The organism is Tamlana sedimenti, assembly GCF_038148895.1.
In the GTDB taxonomy this organism is placed as follows: domain Bacteria; phylum Bacteroidota; class Bacteroidia; order Flavobacteriales; family Flavobacteriaceae; genus Tamlana.
Genome location: NZ_JBBVGQ010000007.1, coordinates 64,765 through 77,817 on the forward strand (window position 1 = coordinate 64,765; position 13,053 = coordinate 77,817).

9 protein-coding genes are annotated in these 13,053 nt (G+C 37.3%); 3 read left to right on the plus strand and 6 right to left on the minus strand.

Going from position 1 to position 13,053, the window contains the following annotated elements; translation table 11 throughout:
• Positions 1–18: 18 nt before the first annotated feature.
• Positions 19–4,917: a DUF8202 domain-containing protein gene (locus WJN01_RS14760; protein ID WP_445197927.1), complete on the minus strand. Its 4,899-nt coding sequence runs from the start codon at positions 4,915–4,917 to the stop codon at positions 19–21.
• 247 nt (positions 4,918–5,164) lie between these two features.
• On the opposite strand from WJN01_RS14760, the gene WJN01_RS14765 reads away from it, so the two are divergent.
• Complete coding sequence (locus tag WJN01_RS14765) at positions 5,165–6,124, plus strand: tetratricopeptide repeat protein (RefSeq protein ID WP_445197928.1); 960 nt, start codon at positions 5,165–5,167, stop codon at positions 6,122–6,124.
• Here the strand turns inward: WJN01_RS14765 and rsmG are convergent, their stop codons facing one another.
• Entirely contained in the window at positions 6,125–6,754 is a 630-nt protein-coding gene (gene rsmG, locus WJN01_RS14770; protein ID WP_445197929.1) for a 16S rRNA (guanine(527)-N(7))-methyltransferase RsmG, read from the minus strand.
• 144 nt (positions 6,755–6,898) lie between these two features.
• Here rsmG and WJN01_RS14775 point away from each other — a divergent pair, with 144 nt between their 5' ends.
• Positions 6,899–7,999 carry a fatty acid desaturase family protein gene (locus WJN01_RS14775; protein ID WP_445197930.1) on the plus strand — a complete coding sequence of 367 codons (1,101 nt, stop codon included), beginning with the start codon at positions 6,899–6,901 and terminating at the stop codon, positions 7,997–7,999.
• A gap of 25 nt (positions 8,000–8,024) precedes the next feature.
• Complete coding sequence (locus tag WJN01_RS14780; RefSeq protein WP_445197931.1) at positions 8,025–9,209, plus strand: pyridoxal phosphate-dependent aminotransferase; 1,185 nt, start codon at positions 8,025–8,027, stop codon at positions 9,207–9,209.
• Between the two features lie 67 nt (positions 9,210–9,276).
• On the opposite strand, the gene WJN01_RS14785 is transcribed toward WJN01_RS14780, so the two are convergent.
• The 4 genes from WJN01_RS14785 to trkA form a co-directional block, all read right to left on the minus strand.
• Positions 9,277–9,543 (minus strand): hypothetical protein, encoded by a 267-nt coding sequence (locus WJN01_RS14785; protein WP_445197932.1) that lies wholly within the window; start codon positions 9,541–9,543, stop codon positions 9,277–9,279.
• Between the two features lie 79 nt (positions 9,544–9,622).
• On the minus strand, positions 9,623–9,889 hold the full coding sequence (locus WJN01_RS14790) for a hypothetical protein (protein ID WP_445197933.1): 267 nt from the start codon (positions 9,887–9,889) through the stop codon (positions 9,623–9,625).
• A gap of 134 nt (positions 9,890–10,023) precedes the next feature.
• Positions 10,024–11,517 (minus strand): TrkH family potassium uptake protein, encoded by a 1,494-nt coding sequence (locus tag WJN01_RS14795; RefSeq protein WP_445197934.1) that lies wholly within the window; start codon positions 11,515–11,517, stop codon positions 10,024–10,026.
• A 2-nt stretch (positions 11,518–11,519) separates the two neighbouring features.
• Positions 11,520–12,869 carry a Trk system potassium transporter TrkA gene (gene trkA / locus WJN01_RS14800; protein WP_445197935.1) on the minus strand — a complete coding sequence of 450 codons (1,350 nt, stop codon included), beginning with the start codon at positions 12,867–12,869 and terminating at the stop codon, positions 11,520–11,522.
• Positions 12,870–13,053 lie beyond the last annotated feature (184 nt).

Below are 13,053 nucleotides of genomic sequence, written 5' to 3' on the forward strand. Positions count from 1 at the left end.
GAAAATAATAACTAAATATTATTTAGCCATTATTTTTTTGCTGACAACTCCATTTGCGGTTTTGATTTTCACAATATGGGCTCCGCTATTTAACTTCATGCGGATGGTTTCATCTTTAGAGGATTCCAACGCTATAGTTTGAACATTTTGCCCTAAAATATTGTAAACGGCGATTCCAGAAACCGCTAAGTTGTTTTTATTTATTAAGGTCAGCTTAGACAACTCGGTATTGTAATATACTGAAAGTCCATCTAAAGCGACATCATCACTAACATTCAAGATGACAGCAGATTCTTGAAAAACAAGTTTAAATCTGTCGTTATAAACTCCCGGATCTAAAAACAATTCAAATGAATTGTTGTTGATTTCAAACGTTTCTCCAGTTAAGTCATCTTTAATGAAAAGGGCTATGGAGTCGCTCATGTTTTCGACGCCATCCAACTTTATTTTAATTATTCCTGCTTGTTTCACTTTTAAACCAATGCCAAATTCTTGGTTTTCTTCAAATTTGTCAATACCCTGAATCACAAATTTACTGCCGGCAAAATGCCAATACATATCCTCATCATTTACATCAACCATAAAGGCGTCGTATCCCATGTCAAAATCTACAGATGCATTTACATTTGCCCCCAAAACTATTTGTCTGTGGTACCCTTTTGGGGAATTGTACATCAATTTAATCAATGGGTTTTTATCTTGGTTATCGGTCGCTACAAGATTTTGTTTTTTCCCAGATGATTTTAAAAATTGGGAATTTGTGCCATCTTCAGTTACATAAACCCGCTGGCTATTTTTAAACACAATATTGCCACCATCAACCGTTAAAAGTGGTGTACCATTTTCATTGTTAAATCCATCCAATTCAGTACTTACAAAAAACCCTTGATTAACGGGAATGTATGGTCCCGGTGTTTTTGAACCTGTTGACAAGTTATCGTTAATCCTGGCGTCATTTGAAATAGCAACGGCCCCACCCGTTAAATTCCGCGTGGCATAACCCCCAACATATTCTAACAATACATGTGAATCTTGCTGACCAAAATGATCCCAAAAATATAAGGCACCATTAAAAATGTTTCCTGTGGCGTTATTCCCTCCATCAGCAACACTCATATTATCCAAAATAAACTGGGAAGCATCAATAGCCGAAGGGTACGGGTTCCCTATTAAACGATCTACTTCTCCTGAGGAATTATCTAGTGTCAAAGTTATATCGCCGTTGTTGGGTAAGCCTCTGAACACATAATTTTGTTCGGTTGAAATAGGCACTGAACCTGAAGTACCCTTCATGGTATAGCCTTCTCCAGCAGCAATTGAGGATGTTTCATCAATCTTTTCCCAAGCAAAATAATTGTCGGCAGCGCCATAGAATTTATACAACCAATACGTACTAATTGTTTTTGCAAAACCAGGAGGCGGAATAGCTCCTCCCCCCGTTGGTGACGCATCATAATTCAAACTTTGATACAGGGCTGAAATGGTTCCATCGTTTAAAACATCGGCTAAAGTATGGTTGGCATTTGTTGAGGACACACCAGTACCCCGCGTTGCAGAATTTCCACCAATAGGTCCTACAGATGATGACCAATAATTGTAATTGAAGCTGTTGGCCGTCCCTTGTTGGTCTCTTTCGATATAACCGCCGCTATCGGCGTCAATTATACTTCCATCAAACTGAACCAATTGAGATTCGCCAACCAAATCAATTACGCCATCCAACTCAAGATAATGTGATATCCTGAGCGCTTGGCCAGAATTAGTTTCATCTTGGGCGTCGACAGGGTCTGCAATGGTTAAAGTACCCGCCGTTTGGATAAGACCAAGAAGGGACACATTTCTATCACCGGAAGTGATGTCATGACCAACTTCAACTATGTTCCAATCAACAGAAGTGCCATCCAAACCAAGGCTGTTTGGCAAAACAATATTAGCACCGTTTGCCCAAGTTGCTGTATCATCCCATGTTCCATCGGCTATGGAAACATAGGGAGCAGGGATCGTTTGGCTTTCCAACAACGTTTTGTCCTTATCAAGATATTTTAATCTGAGGAAGTAGCGATCATCTGTCAATCCTTCTATGGTTGAACCGTAAAACGAATTAAAATCATAGTAAACCCTTAAACTGCTCCAAGGAATTGTGGCTACCTCATTGCTCGCTGATGCCTGGGGCAATACTTTACAGTTAACATAATCTGTTCCGCTAATATCAAAACGTTCTGCTTCTTGATTCATTAAATATTGCACCTGCGCTTCAGAAAGAGCCAAATCCCAAACATAGACCTCATCAACCTCACCCAAAAGCGGGTTTATAACATTACCCTTGTCAATATAAACCGCTCCAACGCAATAGTTGTTAAAATTGGGGGAAGGGTGCACAACATCTTGAATGGACTTATCTAGAACACCATCAATGTACATTAAGATGGTGCCACTATCATAAACAAATGTGGTATGATGCCATTTGCCATCGTCTACGACCACATTTGATGTAAATTTTGGCGTCACGGCATCATCAATGTAAACTTCAATGTTACCTGACGAATTTAATCTGATTTGAAGTTTTTCACCTTTAGCCATAACCGTTCTATCGCTAGCTGTAGAAGCACATTTAATCCATGCTGAAATGGTAAAGGCATCCGAACTTAAATTTAATGAATACTCTCCAACCAAATAATCACCAGAAGCTATACTAACGGAATGGTTTTCAGTTAGCTGGGAAACTTTTCCGAAAGTAAAATATTTAGTGCCATCAAAATCATACCATGTTTTTAGGTTTATTCCACCATCAGTTGACCGAAGCGGGATGACATCAATAATATCGCCATCTGCAAAATTGGCATTATCTGCAACTATTAAAGCATATTCCTCTGTTGCAGTTTTTGAAAAACCACTAAATGCAGCCACTGGTATGGACACATAAACGGTTTCAACATCCCCAGCAACATCTTCATTGGACTCAATAATTTTCCACTTTCTGTCAATGCGAGTTAATGAAGTTGTAATGCCCGATGCAATGGTAACGGTATTTGTACTGGTACCAGAAAAGGCACCATCGTCGTTACCCCAGACAAGAAAGTCGCCATCTTTGGTGAATTCATTTGAATTTGAGCTGTTTTTATCATAAACGCCTCCTAAACCAATGGTTACTTCGTTTGCAAGATTTAAAGTTTTAGACTGCTTTTGGTTTAAATCGGAAATGGAATCCCTACCAATTCCTGCCACATGATAATTGTAGCCGGCATTTGCCACGATATCCCAAACTTTGGTATCAAAAGAATTAATGTAATCTTTTTGTGCCTCGGTTGAAGTGCCTAAGGTAATACCATACTTAATGGCTAAATAGGATTCAATTTTTTGTCGGTCGGCATCAGGAACACGTTCAGCAAACGTAAAAATTTCGGCAATTCGTCCATTTAAGCTTCCCTGAACATCAAAGTTTCTACCAATCCAATATTCACTTCCTAAAACAGGAGGTCCAGCACTGCCTATATTGGCAAAAGCAATATCATTTACATTAGAAGTAGTTAAAACTTGCGCGTTATACAAAATGTCTTGACCCGTTGGTGAAACCGCCGCGTTATTGCGCACGTTAATGATTCCCGCACTTGAATAGGTAGAACTTATTTCGGCGGCACCATTATAGTTTCCTCCACCAGGAATATTTTGGTTATAAGATAAGGTTTCATTGGTAAATTCGGAAGAGTAATCTCCAAACCCTACGCCAGTCATATCTCCCGCACTTCCCGTTGAAACACCTGCAAAAATGGTATTTCTTGATGATGCGCTGGTCATGGTAGCGTCTGGGACCATGACTATAAAAATGTCCTGACTGTAAAACCCATTTGAACTGTTATAGAGGTATTGCTCAACTGTTGCCCCATCATTTTCAAACTTAATAACTGGATTAAAATTGATGTTGTCTGAAGCCGTATCCAAATAGGTTGGCTGATTTGACGATGTTGGCTGAATGGCGTCCTTGGCGTTAGTGCCCAAATCTCCCCATTCTGAAACTTTTGATGAGCTTTGCACAACACCTCGTGTTGATTTTAACCATAATCTAAAATCAGCCGTAATACCTCCAGGGCCAGGAATATTTTCATTAAACATTTCGGCATCAACCGTAAACGTGAATGTCGTGTTATCTGAATTTGAAATACTAATAACGGAAGTCTGTGTTCCAGTTCCAGCAACTGGCGCAGTAAAGGTTACATTAATTACAGTAGAACCAAATGGTGCTAAAGTTATGGTTGGCGGTAACAATCCAAACGGAGAATACGCAGCAAAATCTGAATTTGAACTGGATACGGCTGTTACATCTAAATCGCAACTTCCAATATTTGATACAACATAGGTTCTGGTAATTGCACTACCCTCATCAACTACCCCAAAGTGTGTTCCGTTGGCATCACTTGTATTGGTATCACCATGATAAATGTCGGCGTAAGGGCTTCCTCCCAGAACAAATATTTCAGGTGCCGAATTGATTTCCAGAGTAAAACTAAAATCTGCAAAATCCCTTAATTCTATAGCAACCAAAGTATTTGTGGTAACACAGCTACCACTTATATTTTCAACGCTAAAGTCTAAACGGTGGGTACTAATGCTGCCCCCACAACTTGCTTGCTTTATAGTCTTATTGGGGTTATTTGGAGAAATATCAAAATCCGTGGTGTTTGAAAGGATTACCCCGTCAACTTTCAATCCATTATTGTTTTGGCAAGCGCCAGGCTCAACGTTGGTAATCCTAAAATCCAGGCTATTACCTGCATTAATGGTTACTGTAGAGCCTTGGGTAACAACTGCTCCCCCAATAATTTCCACTTGAATAATTTGAGCGTTGGCAACAAAAACTGTTGAAACAAACAACAAAAATCCGAACGCAAAACCGGAGAGTACATTTTTCTTTTTCTTCATATTGAAAAATTTTAAAACTAAAACTTTTCAATTTTTTTATCGATGAATAGCGATTATCTTCGACAAATGTAACAAAACTTTTGATTAAAAAAATAATTTCTTACATTTTTTTAAAATTTTAACAAAAATCCTTCACAAAGAAACTTTATTTGTGCTTTAGTCTATATTTTGATTAAAATTTCAGTTATCTTTCATTTGATTTTTTCAAACAAATAACGGCATGTTTTTTGTTGAATGAATTTTGCTGATGAAAAAACTACTATTTACATTATTCGTTGTCATTCCTTGCCTAACCATAGGACAAGCAAACAAACTTTACCGAAAAGCGATGCGCTCAACCAATTTGAATGAGAAAATATCGCTTTTAACCCAAGCTATTGAAGAAGAACCTAAAAATTTGGATGCCTATTTTCAAAGGGCTATTGCCAAAAATGACTTAGGCGATTACCACGGCGCCATTGTAGATTATTCGAAAATAATTGTGGAAGAACCAGATGCAGACACCTATTATAACCGTGGTAACTCCAGATATAGCATTAAAGACCTAACGGGCGCGAAAGAAGATTATGCCAAAGCCTATATGCTTGATGATAAATTTATTGATGCACTTTATAGTTTGGCATGTGTTAACTACGATTTAGGTGAATACGAAAAAGCCCTGGCAGATTTCACCAAAGTGATTAAAGAAGCGCCAACACAACCTAATACTTATATTCTTCGTGCTTCGGTTTATGCCGCTCTCGAGAATCATTATGAGGCAATAAGAGACTACTCAACAGCTATTTTAATAGACCCAAGCGCCGAAAACTATTACAGTCGCGGAACTTTTTTATTGACCCTTAATTATTTTCAAAGAGCCAATGAAGACCTTACCATATCCGTGGGATTGAACAAATACAATGCTTATGCTTATTTTTACCGTGGTATTTCCAATTTGATGTTGGGCAAATTTGAGGACGCAGTAAAAGACTTTGAAAATGCCATTGAATTTGATTCCACTGATTTTGATGCCTACTTGGGGTTGGCCATGGCCTATTACAAATTGAATGAATTAACAAAATCCAAGGAAAGCTACGAGCGCGCCAACAATATTTTATCCATTGGCCCTGATGTAAACAATATTTCAGAATACAGCAATACTTATTGGTTTCAAAATCAGTACTACTATTTCAACAACATTATCCCCAACATAGCAAGACTAGAGTAATTAACCTCTGTATTTTAAAGGTAAATGGACTACTTTTTTGGTTTCAAAAAATTCTTCTGAATAAAAGTCACTTAAATTATAAATGGTCGCCGTTCTGTAACTTTGAAGCTCTTCGGTTAAATCGCCTCCTTTTAAATACAAAATACCATTTTTAAGTTCATGGTTTTGTTTTTTGGTTATTTTGCCTTTAACCCATTGCACAAAATTTGGCATGGCCGTTACAGCTCTGCTTACTATAAAGTCGTATGTGTCATCAATATCCTCAACCCTGCTATGGGTAGTTTTTACATTGGTTAACCCCAAGCCTTCAACAACTCCATCTACAACTTTCAATTTTTTTGCTATACTATCTACCAAATGGAACGAGCACTCTGGAAATAAAATGGCCAATGGTATTCCTGGAAATCCTCCACCAGTACCTACATCAAGAATTTTGGAGCCTTCTTCAAATTCCAACACTTTGGCTATCCCCAAGGAATGCAAAACATGCCTTAAATAAAGCTCGTCAATATCTTTTCGGGACACGACATTGATTTTCAAATTCCAATCCTTATAGAGCGATTCCAATTTTTTAAATTTCTCTATTTGGTCTTCCGTAAGGTTAGGAAAATACTTTAAAATAAGGTCCATTAGTGTTAAATTTTCAACAAAAATATGCTTTTTAAATACATATTTTTACAAAAAAACGTTACAAGTTAACTTTGTTTATACCTATCTTTGCCGCGGGTATGATCAATCGTTTTTTTTTAAATTTATCATATTAAAAGTACCAACATGACTAAACAAGCACTTTCATTTTCAAGAGTTGATTCTGCTAAATTTTTTCGAACACTCAACAAAAGAGTGAACGATTATTTCAAGGAAAATAAAGTAAAACGAACCGGAAATTGGAAAATATGGGTAAAAACCATTGTTATGTTTTCTTTGTTCCTAACTCCATATTTTTTATTGTTGACCATTGATATTCCTGGTTGGGCGCAATTGCTTCTTACCATCGTAATGGGGATAGGTATGGCTGGCGTGGGCATGAATGTGATGCACGACGGCAACCATGGCTCTTTTTCAAATAAAGAATGGGTTAATCGTTTAATGGGTAGCAGTATTTACATCTTGGCCGGAAACGTTTACAATTGGCAAGTACAGCATAATGTACTTCACCATACCTATACTAACGTTCACGGACATGATGAAGATTTGGATGCCGGTAGAATTTTAAGATTCACAGAACACTCAGAATGGAAATGGTACCATAAATTTCAGCACTACTATTCTTTGCTTCTTTATGGTTTATTGACTATAAATTGGGCCATAACTACAGATTGGTTACAAATGAAACGCTATATGAAACGTAAGTTATCGTATGGCAAATTCCCAAATCCGATTTGGAATTGGAGCAAATTGGTCATCTCTAAAATAATATATGTTTCCATTTGGATTGTTATTCCTATGCTGTTTTTAGACATCGCTTGGTGGAAAATTTTAATCGGATTTTTTGTGATGCACTATACGGCAAGTTTAATCTTAAGCGTGGTTTTCCAACTGGCGCATGTTATGGATGAAGCCGAAATGCCTCTACCAGAACAAGATGGTACTTTAAAAAATACTTGGGCCATCCATCAGCTTAAAACAACCATCAATTTCAGCACAAAAAATAAAATTGTCAATTGGTTTACTGGCGGATTGAACCACCAAGTAGAGCATCATATTTTCCCTCACATTAGCCATGTACATTACACTAAAATTTCAAAAATAGTTAGGGAAACGGCAAAAGAATTCAACTTACCATACAACGAATATAAATCAACCCGCAGTGCTATAATATCCCATTTTAAATATTTAAAGGAAATGGGAAGAAAACCAGCATTACAAATTTAATTACTATTTATTTACTTAAAATTTCATGCAATTACTATCTGATAGAATTTTAAACATGGCCCAATCTGCTACATTGGCCATGGCAGCCAAAGCGAGAGAACTTAGAGGCGAAGGAAAAGACATTATTGGCTTAAGTCTTGGTGAACCAGACTTTAACACTCCAGATTTTATTAAAGAGGCCGCTATTCAGGCTATTAATGATAACTATAACTCTTATTCACCAGTAGATGGATATGGTGATTTAAAAGAGGCCATCATTAAAAAATTTAAGCGCGATAACAATTTAACCTATACCCCGAACCAAATTGTAGTTTCAACAGGTGCGAAACAGTCGTTGGCAAATATTGCAGGTGTTATGACCAATAAAGGTGACGAAGTTATTATGCCTTGTCCATATTGGGTGAGTTATGCCGACCTTGTAAAGCTTAACGACGGTATACCTGTTGAAGTTAAAACCACCATCGCTACAGATTTTAAAATGACTCCAGAGCAACTGGAAGCAGCCATAACACCAAAAACCAAAATGATTTGGTTTAGCTCACCTTGCAACCCAAGTGGTTCTATTTACAGCAAAGAAGAATTACGTGGTTTAGCAGATGTATTGGTAAAATACCCAAACATTTACGTGGTATCGGATGAAATTTACGAACACATCAATTATGTTGGTGCACATGCCAGTATGGCTCAATTTGAAGATATGTACGACCGCACCATTACGGTAAACGGTGTATCTAAGGCGTTTGCCATGACCGGTTGGCGTATTGGGTACATTGGTGCTCCAGAAAAAATTGCCAGAGCATGCAACAAAATGCAAGGTCAAATTACGAGTGGTGCCAACTGTATTGCGCAACGTGCTACCATTACGGCCTTAAACGAGTCGCCTTCTCGTGTTCAATACATGATAGACGAATTTAAAGTGCGTCGCGATTTAATTTTGAAACTATTAGGCGATATTGAAGGGTTTGTAACCAACGTACCGGAAGGTGCTTTTTACGTGTTCCCAAATATTTCTTATTTCTTTGGAAAAACACTTCGTGGAAAGACCATAAACAATGCTTCAGATTTTTCAATGTATTTATTGGAAGAAGCTTTAGTGGCTACTGTTGACGGTGAATCATTTGGTAACCCAGATTGTATAAGAATTTCTTATGCAGCCTCACAAGAACAAATTATTGAAGCTGTAAAACGTATAAAAGAAGCTGTTAGCTAATTCTAACTGTTTTAAAAACACAATTTAAAAGACCTGTTTGTTTGAAAACTGACAGGTCTTTTTGTTTTCAAAAAAAGAAATACAAGAAGAAACTGACTACTAGCACAGCAAGAACGATAAATAAAAGCATATTCTTTACAATAGCTCGCCTATTTTCTTTTTTAAGTCTTTGTTTTAATTTAGATAATTGCTCTGGCGTTGCCTCTGGAAAATCTTTCATCTCGGCATTGGCATAACTCCCCAAAAGAGCATTCTTTTCCTTTCTTTTGGATAAAAGATTCCTGTTATTTTTTAATGTAGTATTGGCACTAGCCATTGAACCTTCTCCTCCCATGACAGAGTAATTTAGTAACTTTTTTAATAAATAATTCAATCTATGAAATTCTCACAAACTAGAGCTATTTCAAAATGAGTTAAATAAAATAGTACAGAAACCCAAAAATTAATAAAGCTACAATAGTTATAACAAAAACCAATTGCTTTATTCTTATTGCTTTATTCTCTCTTAAAATTCTATTCCTTAACTTTTTTAGTTCATAAGGACTGGCTGATGGTGATTTAGTTTCATATTTATTTCTTCCAGAACCAGACAAGGTTTTGTTAAGCCTTTCTCTTTTTGAAAGCAATCCTAAATTACTCCTAATAGAAACAATTGCCGACTGAACGACCCCAAAGCTCATGATAAATTAGTTTTATAATTATATATAATTGGTGTTATATTTTAACTAATTGTTACAAAAACCGTGTAAAATCCACGTCAGGATAGTAGCGAAAAGCCTCCTCGTGGTATACAGTAAGATAAAAATATTCGAAATTATCTATTCCGCCAGAAGAAAGGCGTTAACAAAATAAGCACCGTAAAGAGTTCCAAACGCCCAATAAGCATTAAAAACGAGGCCCACCACTGCGCCAAATCAGGTAATGCAGCATAGTTATTTACAGGCCCAAAATCACCCAAAGCAGGACCAACATTACCCAATGTGGAAGCCGACAAACCAATGGCTGAACTGAAGTCGATACCAAACATGGAAAACCCTAAGCCCCCAATGATAAAAGAGAGCATATATAGTATAAAAAAGCCCAATATATTGAATACGATACTCCCCGAAATGGCTCTTTTGTTATAACGCACAGGCAAAATGGCGCTAGGGTGAAGCGTGCGCTTAAACTCTAAAAAACCATTTTTTATTAAAATTAAATGGCGTACTACTTTTACACCGCCTGAGGTACTACCGGCCGAACCACCCAAAAACATGAGTCCGAAGAAGAACACCACCAAAAAGGGTGTCCACATGGTATAATCTGCCGAAATAAAACCTGTTGTAGTAATAACCGTAAGAACTTGAAACAATGCATGCCTAAAGGCACTTTCTGCTTTTCCCCAAACCATAGGGTGATCGATGGATGATGTAGATACATCTGCCCTAAAATAAATAACTAGTGCCGCTATAATGGTAAATACGGCCACAAACTTGAAATATAGTTTAAATTCTTCGTCCTTGATTACCTTTTGAACCTTCCCTTTAAAAGCAAAATAGCTCAATACAAAGTTGGTACCTGCCAAAAACATAAACAAAATAATGATGTATTGAATTATGGGTTGGCCATTCCAGTAAGCCACACTAGCATTTTTGGTTGAAAACCCACCCGTTGAAAGTGTACATAACGCATGGTTTATGGCATCAAAAAAGGACATGCCTGCCACTTTTAAAAGTAAAGTTTCGGCAGCTGTATACCCAAAATAAATGAGCCACAAACGTTTTGCGGTATCGGTAATTCTTGGGTGCAATTTATCGGCACTGGGCCCAGGTGCTTCGGCCGCAAAAAGTTGCATACCACCAATGCCCAACAAAGGCAAAATAGCAATGGCCAATACGATAATTCCCATACCGCCAATCCAATGTGTTAAGCTTCGCCAAAATAGAATACCCTTCGGAACGGCTTCAATATCATTTAAAATTGATGCACCCGTTGTGGTGAAACCCGACATGGTCTCGAAAAATGCATTTGTAAAACTTGGAATGCTGTCTGTGAGTATATAGGGAATGGTTCCAGAAAGGGACATTATTATCCAACCAAAAGTAACAACAATATAACCCTCACGCTTATTGATTTCCTTTCTATGCTTTCTGGTTAAAACCATTGATACAGCTCCAACCAAGGAAGTAATTATGCCCGATAAAAATAGCTGCGAAGTTACACCATCTTGATATGCCAAACTCATGAGCGCAGACAATAGCATAAAGCCACCATTGAAAACCAACATCAGGCCAAGGAAGTGAAAAATGATTTTAAAATTAAGCTTCATTTTTACCTGAATAATTTTTCAACACCTTTTATGGATTGCAATAAGCTACATACAACAACGCGGTCTCCTTCCCGAATTTTAAAATCGCCCAAAGCTATAATACCTTCGCCGTTCCTCACGACACCGCCAATAATTGCCGATCTTGGAAAATCGATATTTTTAATAAGTTTATTGCAAACAATAGAACTTGAACGAACCTCAAATTCCAGCAACTCCGCATTCATATTGCTTAATTTGGTCATGGCAACAACTTCGCCCTTCCGGATGTATCTAAAAATATTGTTTGCCGCCAAAAGTTTTTTATTGATAAGTGTTTCTATACCGACAGAATGTGACAACTCGAAATAATCCATATTTTCAACCAAGGCCACTGTTTTTTTAACACCCTTTGATTTTGCCACCAAGCAGGACATGATATTGGTTTCAGAATTCTCCCCAACGGCAATAAAGGCGTCCATTTCGCTAATGTTTTCTTCATCCAAAACATCAACATTTCGTCCATCACTTTGTATCACCAAAACATTTGGCAAATCATCGGCTATATCAAAAGCGCGCTCTCTGTTGGCCTCAAAAAGTTTCACATTGAACCCTTTATCGCTCAAATCGCGTGCAGATTTGTATCCAATTTTACTTCCGCCCAAAATCATGACATGTTTTATTTCCCTATTGGATTTTCCTGTGAGTTTACATAACTCTTCGGCTCCACCTTCAGAAGTAATAAAAACAACATTATCGCCACGTTTAAACTGGGTATCACCCCTTGGGATTATAGTATATTGCGTACCAAAGCGCTGAATAGCAATGGGCACAAAATGGATTTCTGGAAAAATTTTAGCAGCTTCCTTAACAGTTTTACCCACAAACGACGCCGACCTGGAAAGCGTTAAACCTACCATGGTCAATGCCCCACCTTCAAACTCATAAGTATCATTAAAGGACGACTGTTTTAAAGACAATTCAATCTCTGATGCGGCCAAAGATTCCGGCGAGATAAGCTCATCAATACCAAATTCGGTAAAGCCAACTTCATCTTTATACTTTATAAATTCTGTATTGGAAATTCTGGCAATTGTTTTCTTTGAGCCCAATTGCTTTCCCAAAACACATGCAGTAATATTTGTGGTTTCGCTGGCGGTAACGGCAATAAACAAATCTGACGATGCTATTCGAGCATCCCTTAAAACAGCTATTGAAGTGGCATCACCCCTGATTACTTTTATATCTAAATGCGTATCGGCGTAAACTAAACTTTCTTTGTCTGTATCTATTAGGGTAATTTCCTGAGATTCGTAAGACAATAATTTTGCTAAATGAAACCCAACTTCACCAGCTCCAGCAATAATAATTTTCATTATTTATATATCATAAAAAGTATGGCAAATATACTATAAAATAGACATTGATGTAAATTTTGATTCTTTATAATCTTCTAACACTAATTATTTTATGCTGTTGTAAACTACCTCGCAACAATCCCGGAAGGCATTAAAGAAACAAAAGTTTAAATTCAACGGAAGCTTCAAGGTTTTTAAATCT

What these genes read in the sequence shown, in the direction of transcription:
- WJN01_RS14760 (WP_445197927.1), bottom strand. Translation starts at nt 4,917, where the DNA reads ATGAAGAAAAAGAAAAATGTACTCTCCGGTTTTGCGTTCGGATTTTTG.
- WJN01_RS14765 (WP_445197928.1), top strand. Translation starts at nt 5,165, where the DNA reads ATGAAAAAACTACTATTTACATTATTCGTTGTCATTCCTTGCCTAACC.
- rsmG (WP_445197929.1), bottom strand. Translation starts at nt 6,754, where the DNA reads ATGGACCTTATTTTAAAGTATTTTCCTAACCTTACGGAAGACCAAATA.
- WJN01_RS14775 (WP_445197930.1), top strand. Translation starts at nt 6,899, where the DNA reads ATGACTAAACAAGCACTTTCATTTTCAAGAGTTGATTCTGCTAAATTT.
- WJN01_RS14780 (WP_445197931.1), top strand. Translation starts at nt 8,025, where the DNA reads ATGCAATTACTATCTGATAGAATTTTAAACATGGCCCAATCTGCTACA.
- WJN01_RS14785 (WP_445197932.1), bottom strand. Translation starts at nt 9,543, where the DNA reads ATGGGAGGAGAAGGTTCAATGGCTAGTGCCAATACTACATTAAAAAAT.
- WJN01_RS14790 (WP_445197933.1), bottom strand. Translation starts at nt 9,889, where the DNA reads ATGAGCTTTGGGGTCGTTCAGTCGGCAATTGTTTCTATTAGGAGTAAT.
- WJN01_RS14795 (WP_445197934.1), bottom strand. Translation starts at nt 11,517, where the DNA reads ATGAAGCTTAATTTTAAAATCATTTTTCACTTCCTTGGCCTGATGTTG.
- trkA (WP_445197935.1), bottom strand. Translation starts at nt 12,869, where the DNA reads ATGAAAATTATTATTGCTGGAGCTGGTGAAGTTGGGTTTCATTTAGCA.